This window comes from Pseudomonas sp. (genome assembly GCF_030683065.1).
GTDB lineage: Bacteria > Pseudomonadota > Gammaproteobacteria > Pseudomonadales > Pseudomonadaceae > Aquipseudomonas.
The window spans coordinates 101,111-123,293 of record NZ_JAUXMX010000062.1 but is presented as its reverse complement, the minus strand read 5'-3'; the positions used below and the strand labels follow the sequence as shown (position 1 = coordinate 123,293).

Sequence of the window (22,183 nt, the reverse complement as noted above, 5' to 3'; positions counted from 1 at the left end):
TGATAGACGCAGTTACCTCAGTTTTCTGCGCGGCAGCGCGTCGTCGAAGACGGTGCGCCGCAGCCGCACTAGCCGGCTTCCAGCACCACACCCTCCAAACCCAGCACCTCGCCGGCATCCGAATAGATGCCGCAACCGCGTTCGAGCACCGGGCGCTCGCTGCCATCGGCGCACACCAGGCGGTAGCGCATGACAAAGGCGCAACGCTCGCCGAGGCCTTGCTGCACCTCATGCCAGACCCGTTCGCGATCCGCCGGATGGATCAGGCTATTGAACGTCAGGCGGTTGCTGTCGATCAGTTGCTGCGGGGCATAGCCGGTCAGTTGCAGGCAGCCGGCGCTGACGTACTCCATGCTCCAGTGCCGGTTATTACGACAGCGGTAGATCATCAGCGGCAAGCCATCGAGCAGGTTGCTCAGGCTGCGGTGACGGGCCTGCAGTGCCTGACGCTGTGGCATCTGCTCGCTGATGTCGCCCAGGCTGGCGACAAAGCCCGCGCCCTGTCGGCGCACGCGCACCTCGGCCCAGCACAACTCCCCCGAGCGGCGCAGATAGCGCAGCAACAGCACCTGGACACCGCTGCTGGCGTCTTGCAGCGCCTGCTGCCACAGCGGCTGATCCTCGATATGCAGGAATTGCGCATGACTGAGCTGCAGGCAGTCTGCCACGGCATAACCGCTCAACTCTTCCCAGCTGCGGTTGAGCCGGAGCATCCGCCCGTGGCGATCCAGGCGCACCAGGGCCAGCGGCAGTGCATCGATGCAGTCATCCCAGCTGGCGTCGGGCGACTGCGCCGGTTCGCGGGCGGTCAGCCAAGCCCAACTCTGCTGCCAGGCGTGTATCAATTTCATGGCCGCTCTCCGCTACCAGTGCCGGGCAAGCCGTGGCGATGCACCCAGGCCGCCAGTTCCAGGCGCGAGTGCAGGTTGAGCTTGCCCAGCAGATGCTTGACGTGGATTTTCACCGTGCCGTCGCTGATCCCCAGTTGCCGGGCAATCAGCTTGTTGTTCATGCCCTCGGCAATCAGTGCCAGGGTCTGCTGCTCGCGCTCGGTCAGCTCTACCGCCGGTGCCGCCGTCAGCGGTGCGGCATCGCGCGGGGCATTGGCCAACAGCACCAGCAGCGCGGGGTCCAGCGGCGCACGGCCACTGCGGCAGGCTTGCAGGGTGGCCAGCAGCGCCTCCGGTTCGCGGTCCTTGAGCAGGTAGCCGTCGGCACCGGCATGCAGCGCGGCCAGCAGATCATCGCGCGCGGCCGAGGCGGTCAGCACCAGCACTGGACACTCCGGCAGCTCGCGCTTGAGTGCGCCGAGGGTGGCCAGGCCGCCAAGACCGGGCATATGCCAGTCGAGCAGGACCATATCCGGCTGCAGCTCGCAGGCCAGTTGCAACCCCGCCTGGCCCTCACTGGCCATGCCGACCACGATAAAATCGCCGCTGGCGTTCAACAGTTCGGCCAGCCCACGGCGCAGCAACGGGTGATCGTCGACCAGCAACAAACGCCAGGCTCCGCTCATACGCGCCTCCAGCACAGCTGGATACAGGTGCCGTGCGGCTGTTGCGGCAGGATCTGCAACTGCGCACCGATGGCGGCGGCGCGCTCACGCATGATGCGCAGGCCGAAATGACCATCGCTGGGCAGATCGCCGGGCATGCCGACGCCATCGTCGCGCACCTGCACCTCGATCCCGCCAGCCGCTTGCGCCCGCAGGCTGATCAGCACCCGCCGCGCATGGGAGTGGCGCACCACATTGGCCAGGGCTTCGCGGATGATCTGCAGGATCTGCAATTCGGCTTCGCTGCCCAGCGCATCGTCGGCCAGACGGTTATCCAGGGCGAACACACAACTGCTGCGCCGGGCGAACTCCTCCACCGTGGCCTCCAGCGCCTGGCGCAGGGTGCAGCCGTCCATGGTCAGGCGCGCGGTGCTGATCAGCTCGCGCACCTGACGGTGCATGAGCTGCAGGGTCTGGCGCAGATCGACCAGCATGGCGTCGACCTGTTCAGGCGCCGCCGGCTGCGCCAATACCGCCTGCAGACGGCAGGCGCGAATCTGCAGATAAGCCAGTTGCTGCGCCACACTGTCGTGCAGCTCGCGGGCCAGTACGCCGCGTTCGGCCGCCAGCTCGCGGCGGCGCAACTGGCGATCCTGGCTAAAGGCCCGCAGCACCTCGGCCAGTTGCACCGCGACTGCTGCCAGTTCGGCGCGCGCCGCGCGCCCCGGTAACCGCGGGTAAGCCAGCAGCAACAGCGCCTGACGCTCCTCGCCCAATTCCAGACCGCACACCAGGTGGTAGCGCCCGTTGGCCTGGCAGACCGAACACAGCTGCACGCCAGCCAGACCGGCCGGGCTCATGGCCGCGCCATGCAGCGGGCAATCCGACAGCTCGCCGCTAGCACCCAGCTGTCGCCAGCCGCCGGCATGGGGCAACAGTAGCGCGGCATGCCGCGCGCCCAACGCGGCCGGCAACAGCGCCAGCAGCTGTTGCAGCGGCGCATCGCTGCCCGGCTGCTGCAACAGGCGCAACGGCAGGTTGTGCAAGGCGCCCTGCCAGTCTTGCCGGCGCACGCGCCAACCGCTCCAGAGCGAGGCGCGGTTACGACTCAGTGATATCAGCATCCGCCCTCCTCCGCGCACAGCCGTTAGCGGGTCTGAGAGCAAGTTCCATGCCCCTTGCATGGCAGATCACCAAACACACCCAAAAGAAACTAAATTTCCCTACAGGAACTATTCGACAAGACTTTAGAAGGCGCAAAAGCGCACCAACAACAGGCAGCCTTGCCTGCTCATGGCGCATGCACGCTGGGCTTGGCCGCCCCGTGGCACACGCGGATTTACCAGCAACTACCCACAACAGGGTATCCCCAACAGGCGCGTTTCCTTGCAGGCTGACTCCACTGATTTATTTCCCACAGAGAAAGATTGTTTCTCAGAACCCCATCAAGACCTTCGAGGAGAACCACCATGACCACTCGTGTTGCCATCATCGGTGCCGGCCCCTGCGGCCTGGCCCAACTGCGTGCCTTTCAGTCCGCCGCCGCCAAAGGCGCGGAGATTCCCGAGCTGGTGTGCTTCGAAAAACAAGCGGACTGGGGCGGCATGTGGAACTACACCTGGCGCACCGGCCTGGACGAGCACGGCGAGCCGGTACACGGCAGCATGTACCGCTACCTGTGGTCCAACGGTCCCAAGGAGTGCCTGGAGTTCGCCGACTACACCTTTGACGAGCATTTCGGCCGCCCCATCGGCTCCTACCCGCCGCGCGAAGTGCTCTGGGACTACATTCAGGGCCGGGTGGAAAAGGCCGGCGTACGCCAGTACATCCGCTTCAATACCGCCGCGCGGATGGTCGAGTTCGACGAGGCCAGCGGCCTGTTCAGCGTCACCGTGCATGACCACGCCAGCGACCTGACCTACAGCGAAAACTTCGACTACGTGATCTGTGCCAGCGGCCATTTCTCCACGCCGAACGTGCCCTATTTCCAGGGTTTCGAGAGCTTCGGCGGGCGCGTGCTGCATGCCCATGACTTTCGCGATGCGCTGGAATTCAAAGGCAAGGATGTACTGGTGGTCGGCAGCAGCTACTCCGCCGAAGACATCGGTTCGCAGTGCTACAAGTACGGTGCGCGCTCGATCACCAGCTGCTACCGCAGTGCGCCCATGGGCTACAAATGGCCGGCCAACTGGGAAGAAAAACCGCTGCTGCAACGGGTCGAAGGCGACACCGCTTACTTCGCCGATGGCAGCCACAAGCACGTCGACGCGATCATCCTGTGCACCGGCTACCAGCACCATTTTTCCTTCCTGCCCGAGTCGCTCCGACTGAAGACCGACAACCGCCTGTGGCCGCTCAATCTGTACAAGGGCATCTTCTGGGAGAACAACCCCAAGCTGCTGTACCTCGGCATGCAGGACCAGTGGTACAGCTTCAACATGTTCGATGCCCAGGCCTGGTTCGCCCGCGACGTGATCCTCGGCCGTATCGCCCTGCCGGAACAGGCCGCACGCCTGGCCGATGACCAGGCCTGGCGGACTCGCGAGGACCAGTTGCAAAACGCCCAGGAAATGTTCGAGTTCCAGGGCGCCTATATCCAGCAACTGATCGACGCCACCGACTACCCGAGCTTCGACATCGGCGCCGTGAACCAGACCTTCCTGGAATGGAAGCACGACAAGTACGAAGACATCATGGGCTACCGCAACAAGTGCTACCGCTCGCTGATGACCGGCACCCAGGCGGCGCCCCATCACACCCCCTGGCTGGACGCGCTGGACGACTCGCTGGCGGCCTACCTGGGCGGCAGTCCGCTGACCGAAAGCCGGCCCGCGATAAAGGCGGTGGGCTAAGCCCTGCGTCTGCAGGAGCCAGCTTGCTGCGATCCCTGATTCCACCGACACGTAGGCATGATCGCCAGCAAGGACTAGGCGCCCCCCTGGCTCCGACAACAACCATGAGGCCGCCACCCGGGCGGCCCTCGCCCTGCACCAACTCAGCCTTGCGGAGCTATTTCATGCTGCAACCCGTGATCAGCCGGCCACTTGAGCCGGCGCTGTTCGCCCGTGCGCCGACACTCGAACGCCACCGCGTGGCCCCTGGCGGGCTGACCGTGGTCGCCCTGGAGCCAGGCGATTGCCTGGACGTGATCGACGTAGAGGGCGACCAACATGCCGAGCTGCTGGCCTTCGACAACCAGGGCCGCAGCGCCCTGGGCGCCCTCGGCCTGAGCGGCAATCCGGATGCGCGCTTCATTGCCGCGCTGCTGGCCAACGGCAGCAGCGCATCGGCGCACATGCGCCTGGGCCTGAGTCGCCAGGCCATTGATTGCCGCCACCTGCCGGATGCCGCCACGCTCTGGGCCGCCCAGTCACCCGCGGGATACAGCCGCAGACTCGACGCCAGTGCCGCCCTGGTGGTGCTGGTTGCCGCGCCCGGCGGCGCTAGCCCGGTGGACAGCCAGGCCCGCGCCAGTGAGTTGCAGCTGCTGATTCGGCGCGCCAACCCGCGCAGCGTGCTGGCGCCGCCACTGCCCGCGCCACTCGGCGAGGTGGTCGACGAATTTACCCTGCGGCCCGGCACCGCCCGCGACTACCTGGTCGGCGCTGGCCAATATATCCAAGTGCTCGACGTCGCCGGCCGCCAGTGTTCGGACTTCGTCGCCCTGGACCGTCGCGGTCTGGATAACGGGCGCGAGATCGACCTCGACCCGACTGTCACCCGCACCCTGAATGGCAGCGCCTATCCGGGACCGGGGCTGTTCAGCAAATTCTTCGACCGCAACCTGCAGCCGATGCTTGAGGTGGTGCGCGACACCGTCGGCCGCCACGACACCTTCGGCCTGGCCTGCGCCGCCCGCTATTACGAGAGCCAGGGCTACTTCGGCCACGCCAACTGCAGCGACAACCTCAGCCACGCCCTCGCCAGCCATGGGGTCGCCCCACGGCCCGGCTGGTCGGCGATCAACTTCTTCTTCAACAGCGCGGTGGACGCCCATCAGCAGTTGACCTTCGACGAGCCCTGGTCGCGCCCCGGCGACTACGTACTGCTGCGCGCCATGACCGACCTGGTCTGCGCCAGCAGCGCGTGCCCGGACGACATCGACCCGGCCAACGGCTGGCAACCCACCGACATCCACATCCGTGTGTACAGCGCAAAGGAGCGTTTCAGTATCGCCATGGCCACCCGAAAAACGCCCGATGCCGACCCGGTATTGACCCGCGAAAGCGCCTTTCATCCCGGTACCTCGGCCCTTACCAGCAATTTCATCGACTACCGCGGCTGGTGGACGCCCACCCATTACCACGGCTTCGGCGCCATCGAGGAGTACCACGGCTGCCGCGAACGCGTGGCGGTCATGGACCTCTGCGCGCTGCGCAAATTCGAGGTGCTTGGCCCGGACGCCGAGGCGCTGCTCAACTACTGCCTGACCCGCGATGTGCGCAAGCTGGCGGTCGGCCAGGTGGTCTACTCGGCAATGTGCTATGAGCACGGCGGCATGCTAGACGACGGCACCCTGTTGCGCCTCGGCCCGGATGCCTTCCGCTGGATCTGCGGCGAAGACTACGCCGGCGTCTGGCTGCGCGAGCAGGCGGAAAAACTCGGCATGAAGGTGTGGATCAAGTCGGCCTCCGAGCAGATCCACAACATCGCCGTGCAGGGGCCGAAAAGCCGCGAACTGCTGAGCCAGATGATCTGGACCCCGGCCACCCAGCCAGCACTGACCGAGCTGGGCTGGTTCCGCTTCCTCAACGGCCGCCTCGACGACTACAACGGCTGCCCGCTGATGGTCTCGCGCACCGGCTACACCGGCGAGCTGGGCTACGAGATCTGGTGCCACCCGGACGATGCGATGCAGGTCTGGAAGCGCCTCTGGCAACTGGGTGAGCCGCTCGGCCTGGTGCCGCTGGGGCTGGAGGCGCTGGACAGCCTGCGCATCGAAGCCGGGCTGATCTTCGCCGGCTACGAGTTCTGCGACCAGACCGATCCGTTCGAGGCCGGCATCGGCTTCTGCGTCCCGCTGAAATCCAAGCAGGATGACTTTATCGGCCGCGAGGCCCTGCTGCGGCGCAGCGCCAACCCGCAACGCAAACTGGTCAGCCTGCAGCTGGATGGCAACGAGCAGGCGCACCACGGCGATTGCGTGCGTGTCGGCCGGGCCCAGGTCGGGGTGATCACCAGCGCTACCCGCTCACCGCTGCTGGGCCGGAACATCGCCCTGTGCCGACTGGATATCGGCTACTGCGAGCCAGGCACCCGGGTGGAAATCGGCAAACTCGACGGTCAGCAGAAACGCCTCGGCGCGACGGTGGGCAGCAGCACCAGCGCCTACGACCCGGAGAAAACCCGGGTGCGCAGCTGAGCGCAGCAGCTGGCCGAATAATTGCTAGCCATCTGCTGTAGCGCCCAACGCTTGTGAAAAAAATCTCACCACAGCGAGGAGAAGTGGCCAATGTGGTTCAAAGACAAGTCCAAGGAGCTGGCCAGTGACCTCAGCGCGCTGTTGCGCCAACTGCTGGCCGAACAGCCGGCGCAGATCAGCAGTCATTCCAACCTGCAGCGCCACCCTGAGCTGCTCGGCTTCTTCGAGCAGTTGACGCAGCGCTGGCAGGAACAGCTGCATCTGCAGCGCAAGGCCCAGGCCACGCCAGCGCCGCCCTGCAGCCCTGCGGACTATCAACAACTGCTCCAGCAACTGGCCACGACCGAGCGGCAAACCCGGCAACTCGACGAACAACTGCAACAGTGCCACGCCGAACTGGCCAGCAACGCCGCTCGCCAGTTGAGCTGGCAGCAGGACGAACAGGCCTGGGAGCTGACCAAGCAAACCCTCACCGAAGGTTGCTGGGACCTGCGCGTGGTCAATGGCGACGCCGACCACCCAAAGAACCTGATCCGCTGGTCCGAGCAGTTTCGCCACCTGATCGGCTACAACCAGGCGGAGTTCGCCGATGGCTGGGACAGCTTCTTTACCGTGGTCAACCCCACCGACCTGAAGACTGTCATGCAGGTGTTCGGCGACTACATCGCCGACCCCAAGGGCCAACCGGCGTATGTCGTCGAGTACCGCATGCGCCACAAGACCCGCGGCGAAACCTGGTACCGCGAGCGCGGGCGCTGCCTGCGCGATGCCAATGGCGTGCTGGTGCGGGTGATCGGCGCAGTGCGCGACATCAGCGATGAGAAAGCCGCCGACGCCCTGCGCGAACGCGAGCAGAGCAGCATCCAGAACACCTACGGGCAGATCGCCAAAGTGGCCGGAGCGATCAAGGGCGTCGCCGACCAGACCAACCTGCTGGCACTGAATGCGGCAATCGAAGCGGCCCGTGCCGGCGAACAGGGTCGCGGTTTCGCCGTGGTCGCCGATGAGGTACGCAACCTGGCGCGGCGCACCCAGGAGTCGGTGCAGCAGATCCAGAACATGCTGCAGCAGCGCGACTGAGCCCCAAGATCAGGCGCACACGGGCGGCAACGAACAGAAACGGGGCAACGTTGCCGTAAGCATCTGCAGCAACCTTGCAATAAGCCGTTGTTACGCATGGAAAAGCATAGATGGCACAAGCTTTGCTAATTCTCAGTGAGAACTTTTTATAACTCACGGTAAATAAAAAAAGCCCTTAGGGCATGCCTTCACCTCTCGATCTGCCGAATAAAACGCATTCCTAAAATTGCATCGAGGACTTAGTAATGGAACAGGCAACTCCCACACTGGAAGAGCTAAACGCGCTCGTGCAGATGTCCGGCACCATCAATATGGAAATCTTCTATTGGTGGTGTATCGCGCTGATGATGATCATCCACGCCGGTTTTCTGTCCTATGAGATCGGCGCCTCGCGTCTGAAAAACGTGCTGACTGCCGGGGTGAAAAACATCCTCGCGTTCGCCTTTATCGTGCCCACCTTCTTCTTTTTCGGCTGGTTCATTTACAACGGCTTCTCCGCTGGCTTCACCCTCGACATGGAAGCCGCTGCGGCAAGCCTGCCGTGGAGCGGAGCTATGGGCCCGAACGTCGAGGACAACGCCACCGGGATCTTCTGGGGTGCGTTCGCGCTGTTCGCCGCCACGACAGCCTCGATCATGTCCGGGGCGCTTATCGAGCGCACACGCATGAGCGCCTTCATTATTCTGGCAATCATTCTCGGTTCCGGCGTGTGGATTCTCGGCGCAGCCTGGAGCTGGCACCCGAGCGGCTGGCTGACCACCCAATGGGGCTTCCATGACGTCGGCGCCGCCGGCTGCGTACACACCATCGCCGGTTTCTTCACCCTCGGCGTGGTCATCAACGTCGGCGCACGCATCGGCCGTTTCAACGCGAACGGCAGCGCCAACCCCATCGTCGGCCACAGCATGCCGATGAGCGTAATCGGCCTGATGCTGGTGATCGTCGGCTTCTTCGGCTTCCTCGGCGGCTGCATCATCTACAACGTCGGCGGTCAGTGGACCAACATCTACGGCCAGCCGACCAACCTCTCGGCCTTCGCCTTCAACACCCTGATGGGCTTCGCCGGTGGTTTGATCGGTGCCTACCTGACTACCCGCGAACCCTTCTGGATGATGTCCGGCGGGCTGATCGGCATCGTCTCGGTCGCACCGGGTCTCGACGTCTACTACCCGCCGCTGGCCTACGTGATCGGCATGGGCGTAGCCGCAGCCGCGCCACTGGTGCACAAGTTCCTGGTCAAGCAGCAGATCGACGACGCCGTCGGCGCCTTTGCGGTGCACGGCTTCGGTGGTTTCGCCGGTCTCGTGATCAGCGGGATCTTCCTGGCCGGCTACCCGAACATGGCTGAAGGCGTGCCGCCGGTGAACTTCCTCGGGCAGGCTGGCGGCGCCGTGGTGCTGGCTCTGCTGGGCTTCATCCCGGGCTACCTGATCTCCCTGGCAATGAAGAAAGCGGGCGTTCTGCGCGTCCCGGCACACGCCGAAGAACGCGGCCTGGATCTTACCGAAGTACCCGCCCAAGCCTACCCGGAGTGGGCGCTTACCGGCGCCAGCACGACTTACATCAGCGGCGATTCTGCCAGCAGTGCGACCGTGGTCGCCGCCACAGCAAAAGCCATCTGATGCCCTTTGTGCGCGGTGCTCAAGCCACCGCGCACGCTACCTAGGAGAAATGCCATGAGCAGTCCGATCAGCAGTTGGGAAGGTGCCAGCAGTATCTTCACCTTCGCCGACAAACCCGCCGTACTCGCCGTGATTATGCTGGTGGCAGTTGCCGTGACGGTAGTCGCCATCTGGGTCACCATCCGCCACGAGAAGCACAGCTACAACAGCCCCATGACCAAGAAGTAACCTCAACCGGCCGGCACCCGCGGGTGCCGGCCCGCCTGGAATTTGCCATGTTCAACCCCGTATTTCGTCTCAACACCCCAGCCAACCTGGGCTTGCAAGCCATCGCCTTCAGCCTGCACGCACTGGACAACCAACATTACAGCAGCGCACTGAAGAACAGCCTGACGCGCCTGCGCGGCCTCTTCGACATTCAGCACAGCCTGCGCCAGATGGAGGGTTTCAATGCTTTACGGGTGCGCATGGGCCGCTCACCCAAGCGCTTCCCCGCCTCGCCCCAGGCCCTGCTCGACCACTACCTGCGCAAGGGCGCGTTGCGTTCGATTGCGCCGATTGTCGAGCTCTACAACCAGTGGTCGCTGAACAGCGGCCTGTCGATCGGGGCGCATGACCTGCAACGCCTGCACCTGCCGGTAAGCCTGACCCTGACCCAGGGCAGCGAGCCATTTCATGGCCTTGGCAGCGCCACCAGCCAGATACTGCCCAACGGCGAATACGCCTACATCGATGCCCGCGGACAGGTGCTGTGTCGCATGGAATATCGCCAGTGCGCTGCCACCGCCCTGACCCCGGACAGCAGCACCGTACTGTTCATCGTCCAGGGCCACCCAGGCACCGAGCCTGAGTACCTGCAGCAGGTTGCCCGCGACCTCAAGGCCGACCTGATGCACTGCTGCGCCAGCAACCTCAGCCGCGTAGCCTGAACCACCGACATAATCAGCCACGCCGAAAGCGCCCGCGAAGGGCGCCTGGTTGCCACCTGTTGCGCGGCGATAAGCCTCAGGCTGGGCGCGCCTAGAGCGGCGTGCTGACACTCACCAATTTAAGACCAATGACCCCAGCGACGATCAGAGCCAGGCAGGCCAGCCGCGCCAGGTGCGCCGGTTCGTTGAGAACCGCGATGCCGTAGATCGCCGTCCCCACCGCGCCTATCCCCACCCACACCGCGTACGCGGTGCCCACCGGCAATGTGCGCATGGCCAGCGACAGCAGATACAGGCTGATGATGATGAACACCGCGCAATACAGGCTCGGCCACAGCCGGGTGAAACCTTGCGTGCGCGGAATGATCGCGGCATAGCAGATCTCGCTGATGCCGGCGCAAAGCAAAAAACCCCAACCACTGCTGAATCCACTGAACATATCGACTCCCGAGTAATCCGTGTGCGCGGCAATGCGCCGGCCATAACGGCAGCGCACCCATCGATTGAATGACCATCTCGGGGTGCTTGCCGTAAGCCAGGCTCCCCGCGCGTAGCCCGGAGGCAATCCGGGAGCGATTTTTCAGCCCGCCGACGTCCCCCGGATTTCCTCCGGGCTACAAAAAAACCGTCTGCCGCAAGCGCACGCCCAGAGGCGGCCGCCATCGGCGAGCGGTTTTTCCAGGCACTAACCCTTGGCGGTGCGTTTGGTTTTCTCTGGATCATCGAACGGCAGCGTGTGGGCAATCGCACCGACCTGCAGGCTGCCTTGCACCTGCAGCGCGCAACCCTGCTCGGCGTAGGTCACATCCAGGCGCGCGATGGCCATGGATTTACCGGTCAGACGCGAATACATGGCGCAGGTGATCACCCCCACCTGCTTGCCGTCGGCCCACAGGCTGTCGCCCTCGGCAGCGGCCTGATCGCCGTCGAGCAGGACGCCGAAAATCCTCAGGCGCTCCTTGCCCTTCAGCCGCGCATGCTCCAGGCCGCCGCGGAATTCGCTCTTGGTTGGCGATACGGTGAAGTCCAGGCCCAGCTCCCACAGGGTGTCGCCGGCTGGCTGGTCGGCGAAGGGGTACTTCTCCGAGTTGTCGTAGGGGAAGAACAGCAGCGAGCTTTCCACCCGCAGCCAGTCCAGCGCGGTGAACGGACAAGGGATGATGCCCAGCGCCTTGCCCTGGTCGAGAATGCTGTCCCAGATCAGCGGCGCATCGGCGGCCTTGCAGAAGATTTCATAGCCACGCTCGCCGGTATAACCGGTGCGCGAAATCATCACCGGGCAGCCGAACAGCTTGGTCTGCACATGATGAAAGTACGCCAGGTCGCGGATGCCCGGCACATGCTCGGCGAGGAAATCCACCGCCAGCGGGCCCTGCAGCGAGAGGTCGTGCAGGTCGTCGTCGAACAGGATCGCCACCTGCCGACCCTGGGCCCAGCGCACCAGCATCTCGTAGCCGTTGCCGGCACCGTGCACCACCATGAAAGCGTTCGGCCCGGTGCGGTAGATCACGCAGTCATCGACGAACTTACCGGCTTCGTTGAGCAGGGTGGCGTACACCGACTTGCCCGGATAGACCTTGGAAATATCGCGGCTGGTGGCGTACTCCAGCAGGGACTCGGCATGCGGGCCGACGTAATGCACCTTGCGCAGCCCGGACACGTCCATCAGGCCGGCGCGGGTGCGGATCGCTTCATGGGCATCGGCCAGGTCGACTGCGGTGTAGGTCCAGGCGGTGCCCATGCCGTTCCAGTCTTCAAGCGTGGAACCGAGTGCCCGATGCCGTTCGGCAAGGGCGGAAATGCGCCAGGAATTGGCCATGTAGTTCTCCTTTGACAGTGTGGAGGCGCGCCGCCCGTTGGCCGCGCGCCAGACGAATCAGGCGGCGACGACTTCGGGGTCGTACTGGCTGAGCCAGTCGACCACGGTCTGCCGGTAGAGGGTCAGGCCCTTGTAGTCGGCGATGGCGTCGGGCAGGTCGCGCAACACACGATGCAGGCGGCAGGCCCAGGCTGGATTGCTGGCCAACTGTTCGAGGCTGATCAGGTAGGTGCGGATGCCGAACAGCAACGCATTGCTGCGCGGCAGGCGCGGCATGAACTGCAGCTCGACGCGCAGATGAACCATGCTCGCGACATTTGCCGCGGTGACCTGGCTGCGCTCATGCCCCCACTCATGGAAGGTCTCGGCGGAGGTGTCCATGCGCGGGTTGATGGTCATGGTCCAGTTCAGGCGACGCACCGGGTGATCGACCTGGATGTTCAGCAGGTACTTCAGCGCCCGTTCGAACACGCCCAGCTGGTGGGCCATGGGCACCGGCGCATGCCACTGGGTAAAGCTCATGCCGGCGTCGAACTTGATCGACCAGTCGGCCGGGCAGGTGACCATGCCGGCGTCCATGAACAGGTTACCGTCGCGCTGATCGAGCAAAGCGAAATCACCCTGGGCCTGGCGGGTGATGTACTCCAGCGGTTCGCACGGCAAGGTGCTGGCGTCGCCAAAGGTGAAGCGCTGTTCAATGCCCAGCGGGCGGTTGATCCACAGCCACTGGTCGCCATCGCGCTGCAATTCGAAGTGCTCGGGGTAGTCGGCCGCCAGGTGGGTCATCAGCATTTCCAGGGTGTCCCAGGCGGCCGGCGCCATGTGCGGCATCACCAGGCAACGCTCGGGGTCCTTCTCCAGCACGATGCCACGCTCGGCCATCTCGGACAGGTAGTGCTCGTCGATGTCGAACCAGTGGGCGAAGATCGAGCCCGGCTCACGCGGCGTGGCCGGTTCGATATTCACCGAGTACATGTAGCTGTCTTCCGGGAACGGAAAGGGAAAGCGGCGAATCGCCTCCGCACTGTTGCGGTAGCTGAAATCGTCGCGGTAACTTTCCAGCGGCTTGAAAGTGACAGGCATGGTGAACTCCTAAAGGTCGAGCAACAGCGCGCTGCCGCAAAGGCCACGCGAGACACAAGGCATGAGGGTGGTGCTGCGCTCGGCAGCAGACAGGAAGGCGTCGCGGTGCTCCACGGCACCGTCCAGGTAGGCGGTTGCACATTGGCCGCAGACCCCGCCGCGACACAGGCTAGGCACCTCGACACCGGCCTGTTCGAGGGCTTCGAGCAGGCTGAAATCGCTGCCCACCTCTATTGCCCGGCCACTGCGCGCCAGCTGCGCGACAAATGGCTGGCCAGGCTCGGGCGAGGCGAACACCTCCCAGTGCACGCGGCTGGCCGGCCAGCCGAGTCTTGCTGCCTGCTCGCGCACAGCAGCGATCAGGCTCGCCGGGCCACACACGTAAACGTGGCTGCCCAACGGCTGGTCGCCGAGCAGCGCGGCGAGGTCGAGAAAGCTGCCGGCCTCGGCGTCATAGCTGTGCAGTCGTGCCCCCAGGCTGACTCGCAGGCTGTCCAGGTAGGCATCGGTGAGGCCGCCACGGAACGCGTAGTGCAGGCTGAAGCTGGCGGCGCGGCCCTGCAGTTCCGGCAAATAGGAGAGAAACGGGGTGATGCCGATACCGCCGGCAATCAGCAGGTGGTGACGCGCCAGCGAACTCGGTGCGAACAGGTTGGCCGGCGGCGACAGCTGCAAGCGATCGCCCGCCTTGACCTGCTCATGCATGAAGCGCGAGCCGCCGCGCGACTCGTCCTGCAGGCGCACGGCGATGCGGTAGCGCTGGCGGTCGGCTGGGTCACTGAGCAACGAATAGGCGTTGCGCAGGCTGCGCTCGCCGAGCGGCATGTGCACCACCACATGACTGCCGGAGGAGAACCCGGGCAACTGTCCCTGCACCGGTTCGAAGGTGAATTCACGCACCACCGGGGTCAGTTGGCGCACGGCGGCAACCCGCACTTCAATCGCTGCACTCATGGCCGGGCCTCCCCATGCAGGTTGTCTGGATCGACGCAAACGCCCATGTAGGCGCCGAGTCGCTGGGAAAAGTGCGCACGCACCAGCAAGTGCACGCCGCAGCACGCGCAGGCCACCTCGGCCTCGTCGGCGATGTCCTGCAGGGTGAAGCAATGCACGCAGTACAACCGGCGCCGCGCACCAAGGCGGAACAGCTCGACCTCCTCGCCTTGCAGCCCGGCCTGGCGCGCGATCGCGCAGCACTGCCAGATAAACGATTCATCGCCACACAGGTACAGGCGGGTGCCGACCGGTGCGGCGCGCAGCAGCGCCCGCAACTGGTGCTCGAGTGCCTCCTGCGCAGCGAACAGCTCACCGCCCTCGCCCGCCCCGCGGCTGTCGCCCAGCGCCAGCACCTGCAAGGGTTCGGCATGGGCCTGCAAGGCCGCGCGCAGCGCATCGACCTCGGCATGCTCGAGGGTCTGGCTGACCAGCAGCCGCCGGGTCGCCGGCAGCTCATGCGGCTGGCGTTGGTAGACCGGTGTACTGAACAGCGGTTGTACCGCTTGCGTACTCATGAAAAGCCTCCTGTGCAGCGCGCCTGTTCATCTATGGAGAAGCAATTCGCCTGCAGATTAATTCCCAGCAGGAACAATTTGTTCCTTAAAAGAAAGCATGGAATGTGCCATAAATTTTTAACTAGCTGATTTACAAGGGTTAGATTTTCAAGATTGCTGCACGGCGGGTCGCAGCGCCTACCACCATAGAAAAATCCTGCACAAAAGCCGGTCACAGCACTGCGCCCCGCGCCGTAACGGCGCAGCCGGAGGAATCGGCCAGGTGCCGCATACAACGCAAAACGCCGGGCAAAAGCCCGGCGTTGGTTGCCCGTCGCACTGCTTGCTAGTGCAGTGGTGCGTTGTTGATGAAACCTATGATCGCCACGAAGCCGCGGCCTACTTCGTTCGCGGTCGAGACCCCTCCCACAAAGATCGCGCCTGACGCAAAACCTGTGGGAGCGGCCTTGGCCGCGAATCCAGGCGACTCGGTGGCGAAGCCGAGCCAATGCAGCGGTGCATTCTTGATGATGCTTATGATCGCCACTAACCGCATATGGACACTGGCCTTGTGTGTTTCAAACAGCGTGAAACACCAGACTAGCTGTATGCCCGCTCGTTGTGCTCGGCCAGATCGAGCCCCATTTCCTCCTCCTCCGGGGTCACCCGTAGGCCTATGCTCAGGTCGAGCAGCTTGAGAATCAGCCAGCTGATACCGAAGCAGTAGACGAAAGTGAACAGCACGCTTTTGGTCTGCGCCCAGACCTGGGGCAGCATTTCGCTGCCTTCGACGTAACCACCCAGCGACGGCGAGCAGAACACCCCGGTAAGGATGGCGCCGACGATGCCGCCGATCCCGTGCAGGCCGAATACATCGATGCTGTCGTCGTAGCCCAGGCGTTGCTTGAGCTGGGTGACCGCGAAGAAGCACAGGATGCCGCTGATAAAGCCGATGGCCAGCGCACCGCCAGGGCCGACATAGGCGCAGGCCGGGGTGATCGCCACCAGGCCGGACAGCGCCCCGGACGCCAGGCCCAAGGCACTGGCGCGACCGGTCTTGATCACCTCGACCAGCATCCAGCCGACAATCCCGGCGCAGGCACCCAGCTGGGTGGCGAGCATGACCACGCCGGACAACTCGCCGACACCCGCCACCGAGCCGACGTTGAAGCCGAACCAGCCCACCCACAGCAACGCCGCACCGGTCAGCGCGAGCGGCAGGTTATGCGGCTTCATCGCCACGTGCGGGTAACCCTTGCGCTTGCCGAGCATGATGCAGGCCGCCAACGCAGCCACCCCGGCATTGATGTGCACCGCCGTGCCGCCAGCAAAGTCGAGCACGCCCCAGTTGTGCATCAGGGCGCCCGGCCCGCCCCAGACCATATGGGCCATAGGCGCGTAAACGAAGGTGAACCACAGCGCCATGAACAGCAGCGCCGCGGTGAACTTCATGCGTTCGGCAAACGCCCCGGCGATCAGCATCGGGGTGATGATCGCGAAGCTCAGTTGGAAGGTAATAAACACCCCCTCCGGCATGCCCAGCACCAGGCTGTCGGCCTGCAGGCCGGCGAGCATCGCCCGCTCCAAACCGCCGACAAAGCTGCTGACGTTGTACTCGCCCGCGACCATGCCGGTGGTGTCGATCACCAGGCTGTAGCCATACAGCACCCACAACACACCGATCACTCCGGCGGCGCCCAGGCATTGGGTGAACACCGACAGCATGTTCTTGGCCCGCAGCATGCCACCGTAAAACAACGCCAGACCGGGCAGGCACATACAGATCACCAGCACGGTGGCGGTCATCATCCAGGCAGTCACGCCGGTATCCAGCGCGGCCTCATCCGCCAGCGCCAGCGGGGCGCACAACATCAGGGCCAAGACACCGCCCCAGGCGCGCGCAACTCTATTGATCAACATCGGCAAGCTCCTTAATCTGTGGCCCGAACAAAGGCCCTAAACAGCGGCAAAGCAGCCGTTCTGCGCTGCTTCCAGGGTGTTTTCCAACAAGCAGGCAATGGTCATTGGGCCGACGCCACCGGGCACCGGGGTAATCCAGCTGGCGCGGGTGCGCGCCTCGGCAAAGCACACATCGCCGGTCAGCGTGCCGTCGGCCAGGCGGTTGATGCCGACATCCAGCACCACTGCGCCGGGCTTGATCCACTCGCCCTTGACCAACCCCGGCACCCCGGTGGCGACCACCAGGATGTCGGCCTGACGCACCAGATTCGGCAGATCGCGGGTGTTCTTGTGCGCCACCACCACGGTCGCCTCGGCGTGCAACAGCTCAAGCGCCATCGGCCGACCGACAATGGTCGAGGCACCGATCACCACCGCCAGCTTGCCGCGGCAGTCGATCTGCGCACTGCCGAGCAGACGCATACAGCCTTTCGGCGTACAGGGGCGCAATGCCGGGAAGCCGGCCGCCAGACGCCCGAGGTTTTCCGGGTGGAAACCGTCGACGTCCTTGCCCGGCTGAATCCGCGCCAGCACGCGCTGCACGTTGATCTGCGCGGGCAGCGGCAGCTGCACGAGAATCCCGTGCACCTGCGGATCGGCATTGAGCCGGTCGAGCAGTGCCAACAGCTCGGCTTCCGAGGTCTGTGCGCACAGACGATGGCTGAAGGAGCGAATACCCGCCTCCTCACAGGCCGTGATCTTGTGCTGCACATAAACCTGCGACGCCGGATCCGCACCGACCAGCACCACGGCCAGGCCGGGCACCTTGCCGCCATGGGCAATGTGCTCGGCGACCTCGGCGGCCACCCTGGCGCGCACCTGCAGCGCCAGGCCGCGACCATCGAGCAGGCGCGCACTGGTGTGTTCTACCGGACGCTCAACGCTGGTCGCTTGCATGCTAGTAACCCTGCCCCTGGCCCGGCACCCAGCGGGTACCGGCCAATGGCACGCGGGCCATGGCCGCGGACTCGACGGTCAGTGCCACCAGATCCTCGGGATCGAGGTTAAGCAGGTGCGACTTGCCGCAGGCACGGGCCATGGTCTGTGCCTCCAGCACCAGCACGCGCAGGTAGTTGGCCAGGCGACGGCCGCCCTCGATCGGATCCAGGCGCTTGGCCAGCTCCGGGTCCTGGGTGGTGATGCCGGCTGGGTCCTGGCCGTTCTGCCAGTCGTCGTAGAAGCCGGCAGCGGAACCGATTTTCTTCAGTTCTTCATCCAGGCGCGGGTGGTTGTCGCCGAGAGCAATCAGTGCCGCGGTGCCAATCGCCACCGCATCCGCGCCCATGGCCATGGCCTTGGCCACGTCGGCGCCGGTGCGGATACCACCGGAGACGATCAGTTGTACCTTGCGGTGCATGTCCATCTCCTGCAGCGCCTGCACGGCTTGCGGAATGGCGCAGAGAATCGGGATGCCGACGTGCTCGATAAACACTTCCTGGGTCGCCGCGGTGCCGCCCTGCATGCCGTCGAGCACGATCACATCGGCGCCCGCCTTGACCGCCAGCTTGACGTCGTAATACGGGCGACTGGCGCCGATCTTCACGTAGATCGGTTTTTCCCAGTCGGTGATCTCACGGATCTCGGCGATCTTGATCGCCAGGTCATCCGGGCCGGTCCAGTCCGGGTGACGGCAGGCGCTGCGCTGGTCGACGCCGACCGGCAGGGTGCGCATGCCGGCCACCCGCTCGGTAACCTTCATGCCCAGCAGCATGCCGCCACCGCCCGGTTTGGCGCCCTGACCGAGGACGATCTCGATGGCGTCGGCCTTGCGCAGGTCGTCCGGGTTCATGCCGTAACGCGACGGCAGGTATTGATAGACCAGATGCTGCGACTGACCGCGTTCCTCCGGGGTCATGCCGCCGTCGCCGGTGGTGGTGCTGGTGCCGGCGATGGTCGCGCCGCGGCCCAAGGCTTCCTTAGCGTTGGCCGAGAGTGCGCCGAAACTCATGCCGGCAATGGTCACCGGGATTTTCAGGTGGATCGGCTTCTTGGCGAAGCGATTGCCGAGGATCACATCGGTGCCGCACTTCTCGCGGTAGCCTTCCAGCGGGTAGCGCGACATGGAGGCGCCGAGCAGCAGCAAGTCATCGAAATGCGGCACCTTGCGCTTGGTGCCACCGCCGCGGATGTCGTAGATGCCGGTTTCCGCGGCGCGCTGGATTTCCTGAATGGTCAGACGGTCGAAGGTGGCGGATTCGCGCAGCACCGGTGGGGTTTTATCGCTCATGGTGTGATCCTCAGTACGCGGACGCGTTATCGACTTTGAAGTTGTACAACTGGCGGGCCGAGCCGTAGCGCTTGAAGCTCGCCGGATCGGCGTCGAAGCCGGCCAGGTCGAGCAACTCGGCAAGCTCCGTGAGGTGCTCGGCACGCATCTCCTTCTCGATGCAATCCGAACCCAGCGACTTGACCGTGCCCTTGACGTAGATGCGCGTCTCGTAGAGCGAATCGCCGAGGGCGTCGCCGGCATCGCCGCAGACCACCAGCCGGCCAGCCTGGCCCATGAAACAGCTCATGTGGCCGATGCTGCCGCCGACCACGATGTCGACGCCCTTCATCGAGATGCCGCAACGCGCGCCGGCATCGCCTTCGATTACCAGCAGGCCGCCATGGGCGGTGGCACCAGCGGCCTGGGAGGCGCTGCCCTTGATCCGTACGCTGCCGGACATCATGTTTTCCGCCACGCCGACCCCGACGTTGCCGTGCACGGTGATGGTGGCCTGCTGGTTCATCCCGGCGCAGTAATAGCCGGCGTGGCCCTGAATGACGATGTCGAGGGCCTGGTTCACGCCCACGGCCAGGTTGTGCTTGCCGGCGCTGTTGCTAACCAGCCACTCGCGCTCGTCGAGCTGCTTGGCCTGGTCGTGCAGCGCCTGATTGAAATCGCGCACGCTGGCGCTGGAAAGGTCGATGGTTTTCATTGTGTGCGCTCCTCAGGCGGACTTGCGTTCCCAGATGTACATGGTGGCCGGCTCCGGCTCCCAGACCCTGGCGTTCTCGATACCCGGCAGACTGGCCAGCGCCTGGTACTCGGACGCCATGGCCACGTAGTCGTCGGTTTCGGCCAGAATTGCCGGTTTGCAGGCGATCGGATCGCGGATCACCGCGAAGCCGTCACGGGTGCCGATGGCGAAGGTGAAGAAGCCATCGAGGTCTTCCAGGGCGTGGTCCAGCGCTTCCTTGAGGCTGTCACCTTCGCGCAGGCGCCAGGTCAGGTAGCCGGCGGCCACTTCGGTGTCGTTGTCGGTCTCGAACTCGATACCGTGGCGGCGCAGTTCCTGGCGCAGGCGGAAGTGGTTGGACAGCGAGCCGTTATGCACCAGGCACAGGTCCATGCCGGTGGAAAACGGGTGGCTGCCTTCCATGGTCACCGCGCTTTCGGTGGCCATGCGGGTGTGGCCGATGATGTGGCTGCCCTGCATCTTGGCCAGCGAGAAACGCTGGGAGATTTCTGCCGGCAGGCCCATGCCCTTGAGGATCTCGATGCTCTGGCCGACGCTCATCACCCGCACGCCAGGCGCCAGTTCAATCAGCGCGGCGCGCACCGCAACTTCGCCGGCATTGGTCTTCAGCACTGCGGCACTGGCGTTCTGGAACCAGTCCAGCGAGCAGCCCAGGCGACCTTCCAGCGCGCCCATCAGGGCTTTCCAGTCATAGTCGTTGCTGGCGCTCTGCAGGGTCAGCTTGATCCAGCCATCGCGCACTTCATCGCCGTAGATGGCGAAGCCGGCGCTGTCCGGACCGCGATCGGTCATGGCCAGCAGCATGGGTTCGAAGAGTTTGCCGAGCTGGGACTCCAGCGCCGGGTTCTTCAGGTACAGACCTACGATTCCACACATGTTTGCTACTCCTGCTTGTTCGTGTCGCCGCCATGCGGACGACATTCAACTCTGGTAGGAGCCAGGGAGACGCCCAGTCCCTGCTGGCGATGCGCCGGCAGCTTCCGGATGATCGCCAGCACACTGGCTCCTACGGGTTCGTGCGCCCACTGGCGCGGGGTTCAGAAAAACTCGGTGTAACGATCAATTTCCCAGTCGCTGACGTGGCGGCTGTACTCGACCCATTCCATGCGCTTGAGCTTGATGAACTCGTCGACGATCTGCGGGCCGAGCACCTCGCCAAACAGCGGATCGGCCTCCAGCGCATCGCACGCTTCCTTGAGGCTCTGCGGCAGGGTCTGAATGCCGCGCGCGGCGATCTCTTCCAGGCTCAGGCTGTAGAGGTTTTCGTTGCAGGCCTTGCCCGGATCGAGCTGGCGGTCGATGCCATCCAGGCCGGCAGCGATAATCGCGGCGCTGACCAGGTAAGGGTTGCAACCGGCATCCGGCAGGCGGAACTCGATACGCCCGTAGGGAATGCGCAGCATCGCCGAGCGGTTGTTGTCGCCATAGGCGATAAAGGCCGGTGCCCAGGTCGAGCCGGACAACGAGCGACCCACCACCAGGCGCTTGTAGGAGTTCACCGTCGGCGCGGCAAAGGCGCACAGCGCCGGACCGTGTGCGAGCAAACCGGCGAGGAAGTGATAGGCCATCTTCGACAGGCCCATGCCGCTCGGGTCGCTGGCATCAAAGAACAGGTTCTTGTTGGTGGCGCTGGCGATCGACAGGTGGAAATGCATGCCATTGCCGGCGCGCTTGGGGTCCGGCTTGGGCATGAACGAGCAGATCATGCCCAGGTCGTTGGCGATCTCGCCGGCAGCCATGCGGAAGAAGGTGAAACGGTCGGCCGACTCCAGCGCATCGCTGTAGGTGTAGTTGATCTCGAACTGGCCGCAAGCGTCCTCGTGATCGATCTGGTAGATGTCGAAGCCGACCGGTTGCAGAGACTCGGTCAGGCGTTCGAGAAATTCGCGAGAACGCGACAAACCCTTGTAGTCGTAGCAAGGCTTCTCCAGCTTGTCGCTGGCATCCACCGGCTTGAGCTTACCGTCGGCATCGCGGCGAAACAGGCTGAACTCAGGCTCCAGGCCGGTGTTCAGGGTCCAGCCGCGATCGCTCAGGCGCTGCACTTGTTGCTGCAGCACGTAACGACTGTCATACGGATGCGGCTGGCCATTCACATGCCCCACACACACCACCCGCCCGTAGCCCGGCTGCCAGGGCACCGGGATCAGGGTTGATAGATCGCCGCGGGCCATGAAGTCCGGCCCATGGGGCTGCATGCCCATGCCCCAGATGGCAAAACCGGCAAAGCCGGCGCCAGCCTCGGCCACCGCTTGCAGACCGCTGATCGGCACCGACTTGGTTTTGGCTGCACCATGAATGTCGACAAACTGGGCCAGCACATATTTGATAGCGTGCTGATCGATGATTCGCTGAGTTTCGCTAGGCAACATGGCCTGCCT

The 22,183-nt window shown here is 64.5% G+C and carries 19 protein-coding genes and 2 pseudogenes; 7 read left to right on the top strand and 14 right to left on the bottom strand.

Features of this window, described 5'->3' with window-relative positions:
• Positions 1-68: 68 nt before the first annotated feature.
• From Q8K09_RS19915 to Q8K09_RS19905, 3 genes are read right to left on the bottom strand one after another with little or no spacing between them, the layout of a single operon-like run.
• Positions 69-851, bottom strand: coding sequence for a PAS domain-containing protein (locus Q8K09_RS19915; protein ID WP_305256731.1), 783 nt, complete (start codon positions 849-851; stop codon positions 69-71).
• Positions 848-1,516: a response regulator gene (locus Q8K09_RS19910; RefSeq protein WP_305256730.1), complete on the bottom strand. Its 669-nt coding sequence runs from the start codon at positions 1,514-1,516 to the stop codon at positions 848-850. The genes Q8K09_RS19915 and Q8K09_RS19910 overlap by 4 nt, the downstream gene beginning before the upstream one ends.
• Complete coding sequence (locus tag Q8K09_RS19905; RefSeq protein ID WP_305256729.1) at positions 1,513-2,619, bottom strand: ATP-binding protein; 1,107 nt, start codon at positions 2,617-2,619, stop codon at positions 1,513-1,515. Before Q8K09_RS19905 ends, Q8K09_RS19910 begins: the two co-directional genes overlap by 4 nt.
• A gap of 345 nt (positions 2,620-2,964) precedes the next feature.
• On the opposite strand from Q8K09_RS19905, the gene Q8K09_RS19900 reads away from it, so the two are divergent.
• The 7 genes and pseudogenes from Q8K09_RS19900 (at position 2,965) to Q8K09_RS19870 (ending at position 10,488) form a co-directional block, all read left to right on the top strand.
• Positions 2,965-4,347, top strand: coding sequence for an NAD(P)-binding domain-containing protein (locus Q8K09_RS19900; RefSeq protein ID WP_305256728.1), 1,383 nt, complete (start codon positions 2,965-2,967; stop codon positions 4,345-4,347).
• Positions 4,348-4,511: 164 nt separating this feature from the next.
• Entirely contained in the window at positions 4,512-6,857 is a 2,346-nt protein-coding gene (locus tag Q8K09_RS19895; protein WP_305256727.1) for a DUF1989 domain-containing protein, read from the top strand.
• 90 nt (positions 6,858-6,947) lie between these two features.
• A pseudogene (locus Q8K09_RS19890) lies at positions 6,948-7,676 on the top strand (PAS domain-containing protein); the annotation flags it as partial.
• Positions 7,659-7,928, top strand: a pseudogene (locus tag Q8K09_RS19885) (methyl-accepting chemotaxis protein); the annotation flags it as partial. The pseudogenes Q8K09_RS19890 and Q8K09_RS19885, both read left to right, overlap by 18 nt.
• 254 nt (positions 7,929-8,182) lie before the next feature.
• Positions 8,183-9,559, top strand: coding sequence for an ammonium transporter (locus Q8K09_RS19880; RefSeq protein WP_305256726.1), 1,377 nt, complete (start codon positions 8,183-8,185; stop codon positions 9,557-9,559).
• A gap of 54 nt (positions 9,560-9,613) precedes the next feature.
• Complete coding sequence (locus Q8K09_RS19875) at positions 9,614-9,787, top strand: hypothetical protein (protein ID WP_305256725.1); 174 nt, start codon at positions 9,614-9,616, stop codon at positions 9,785-9,787.
• Positions 9,788-9,834: 47 nt separating this feature from the next.
• Entirely contained in the window at positions 9,835-10,488 is a 654-nt protein-coding gene (locus Q8K09_RS19870) for a B3/4 domain-containing protein (RefSeq protein ID WP_305256724.1), read from the top strand.
• A 91-nt stretch (positions 10,489-10,579) separates the two neighbouring features.
• Here Q8K09_RS19870 and Q8K09_RS19865 read toward each other — a convergent pair whose 3' ends face one another.
• From Q8K09_RS19865 to glnT, 11 genes are all read right to left on the bottom strand, one after another.
• On the bottom strand, positions 10,580-10,927 hold the full coding sequence (locus tag Q8K09_RS19865; protein WP_305256723.1) for a multidrug efflux SMR transporter: 348 nt from the start codon (positions 10,925-10,927) through the stop codon (positions 10,580-10,582).
• 246 nt (positions 10,928-11,173) lie between these two features.
• Positions 11,174-12,307: an aminomethyltransferase family protein gene (locus Q8K09_RS19860; protein ID WP_305256722.1), complete on the bottom strand. Its 1,134-nt coding sequence runs from the start codon at positions 12,305-12,307 to the stop codon at positions 11,174-11,176.
• Between the two features lie 57 nt (positions 12,308-12,364).
• Positions 12,365-13,390 (bottom strand): DUF3445 domain-containing protein, encoded by a 1,026-nt coding sequence (locus Q8K09_RS19855; protein WP_305256721.1) that lies wholly within the window; start codon positions 13,388-13,390, stop codon positions 12,365-12,367.
• 9 nt (positions 13,391-13,399) lie between these two features.
• Entirely contained in the window at positions 13,400-14,344 is a 945-nt protein-coding gene (locus Q8K09_RS19850) for a PDR/VanB family oxidoreductase (protein WP_305256720.1), read from the bottom strand.
• Positions 14,341-14,901, bottom strand: a complete 561-nt coding sequence (locus Q8K09_RS19845; RefSeq protein WP_305256719.1) for a dimethylamine monooxygenase subunit DmmA family protein — start codon at positions 14,899-14,901, stop codon at positions 14,341-14,343. The genes Q8K09_RS19850 and Q8K09_RS19845 overlap by 4 nt, the downstream gene beginning before the upstream one ends.
• Before the next feature lie 579 nt (positions 14,902-15,480).
• The gene (locus Q8K09_RS19840) at positions 15,481-16,797 is read right to left on the bottom strand and encodes an ammonium transporter (RefSeq protein WP_305256782.1); all 1,317 of its coding nucleotides are present in this window, start codon (positions 16,795-16,797) and stop codon (positions 15,481-15,483) included.
• A 39-nt stretch (positions 16,798-16,836) separates the two neighbouring features.
• Positions 16,837-17,736 carry a bifunctional methylenetetrahydrofolate dehydrogenase/methenyltetrahydrofolate cyclohydrolase FolD gene (folD, locus tag Q8K09_RS19835; protein ID WP_305256718.1) on the bottom strand — a complete coding sequence of 300 codons (900 nt, stop codon included), beginning with the start codon at positions 17,734-17,736 and terminating at the stop codon, positions 16,837-16,839.
• A gap of 1 nt (position 17,737) precedes the next feature.
• Positions 17,738-19,066, bottom strand: a complete 1,329-nt coding sequence (locus Q8K09_RS19830; RefSeq protein WP_305256717.1) for an FMN-binding glutamate synthase family protein — start codon at positions 19,064-19,066, stop codon at positions 17,738-17,740.
• A 10-nt stretch (positions 19,067-19,076) separates the two neighbouring features.
• The gene (locus Q8K09_RS19825) at positions 19,077-19,760 is read right to left on the bottom strand and encodes a protein glxC (RefSeq protein WP_305256716.1); all 684 of its coding nucleotides are present in this window, start codon (positions 19,758-19,760) and stop codon (positions 19,077-19,079) included.
• A gap of 12 nt (positions 19,761-19,772) precedes the next feature.
• Positions 19,773-20,678 (bottom strand): glutamine amidotransferase family protein, encoded by a 906-nt coding sequence (locus Q8K09_RS19820; RefSeq protein WP_305256715.1) that lies wholly within the window; start codon positions 20,676-20,678, stop codon positions 19,773-19,775.
• A gap of 161 nt (positions 20,679-20,839) precedes the next feature.
• Positions 20,840-22,174, bottom strand: coding sequence for a type III glutamate--ammonia ligase (glnT, locus tag Q8K09_RS19815; RefSeq protein ID WP_305256713.1), 1,335 nt, complete (start codon positions 22,172-22,174; stop codon positions 20,840-20,842).
• Between the last annotated feature and the right edge of the window lie 9 nt (positions 22,175-22,183).

Excerpts from the sequence above, each read along its gene's own strand:
- Q8K09_RS19915 (WP_305256731.1), bottom strand. The coding sequence starts at position 851 with ATGAAATTGATACACGCCTGGCAGCAGAGTTGGGCTTGGCTGACCGCC.
- Q8K09_RS19910 (WP_305256730.1), bottom strand. The coding sequence starts at position 1,516 with ATGAGCGGAGCCTGGCGTTTGTTGCTGGTCGACGATCACCCGTTGCTG.
- Q8K09_RS19905 (WP_305256729.1), bottom strand. The coding sequence starts at position 2,619 with ATGCTGATATCACTGAGTCGTAACCGCGCCTCGCTCTGGAGCGGTTGG.
- Q8K09_RS19900 (WP_305256728.1), top strand. The coding sequence starts at position 2,965 with ATGACCACTCGTGTTGCCATCATCGGTGCCGGCCCCTGCGGCCTGGCC.
- Q8K09_RS19895 (WP_305256727.1), top strand. The coding sequence starts at position 4,512 with ATGCTGCAACCCGTGATCAGCCGGCCACTTGAGCCGGCGCTGTTCGCC.
- Q8K09_RS19880 (WP_305256726.1), top strand. The coding sequence starts at position 8,183 with ATGGAACAGGCAACTCCCACACTGGAAGAGCTAAACGCGCTCGTGCAG.
- Q8K09_RS19875 (WP_305256725.1), top strand. The coding sequence starts at position 9,614 with ATGAGCAGTCCGATCAGCAGTTGGGAAGGTGCCAGCAGTATCTTCACC.
- Q8K09_RS19870 (WP_305256724.1), top strand. The coding sequence starts at position 9,835 with ATGTTCAACCCCGTATTTCGTCTCAACACCCCAGCCAACCTGGGCTTG.
- Q8K09_RS19865 (WP_305256723.1), bottom strand. The coding sequence starts at position 10,927 with ATGTTCAGTGGATTCAGCAGTGGTTGGGGTTTTTTGCTTTGCGCCGGC.
- Q8K09_RS19860 (WP_305256722.1), bottom strand. The coding sequence starts at position 12,307 with ATGGCCAATTCCTGGCGCATTTCCGCCCTTGCCGAACGGCATCGGGCA.
- Q8K09_RS19855 (WP_305256721.1), bottom strand. The coding sequence starts at position 13,390 with ATGCCTGTCACTTTCAAGCCGCTGGAAAGTTACCGCGACGATTTCAGC.
- Q8K09_RS19850 (WP_305256720.1), bottom strand. The coding sequence starts at position 14,344 with ATGAGTGCAGCGATTGAAGTGCGGGTTGCCGCCGTGCGCCAACTGACC.
- Q8K09_RS19845 (WP_305256719.1), bottom strand. The coding sequence starts at position 14,901 with ATGAGTACGCAAGCGGTACAACCGCTGTTCAGTACACCGGTCTACCAA.
- folD (WP_305256718.1), bottom strand. The coding sequence starts at position 17,736 with ATGCAAGCGACCAGCGTTGAGCGTCCGGTAGAACACACCAGTGCGCGC.
- Q8K09_RS19830 (WP_305256717.1), bottom strand. The coding sequence starts at position 19,066 with ATGAGCGATAAAACCCCACCGGTGCTGCGCGAATCCGCCACCTTCGAC.
- Q8K09_RS19825 (WP_305256716.1), bottom strand. The coding sequence starts at position 19,760 with ATGAAAACCATCGACCTTTCCAGCGCCAGCGTGCGCGATTTCAATCAG.
- Q8K09_RS19820 (WP_305256715.1), bottom strand. The coding sequence starts at position 20,678 with ATGTGTGGAATCGTAGGTCTGTACCTGAAGAACCCGGCGCTGGAGTCC.
- glnT (WP_305256713.1), bottom strand. The coding sequence starts at position 22,174 with ATGTTGCCTAGCGAAACTCAGCGAATCATCGATCAGCACGCTATCAAA.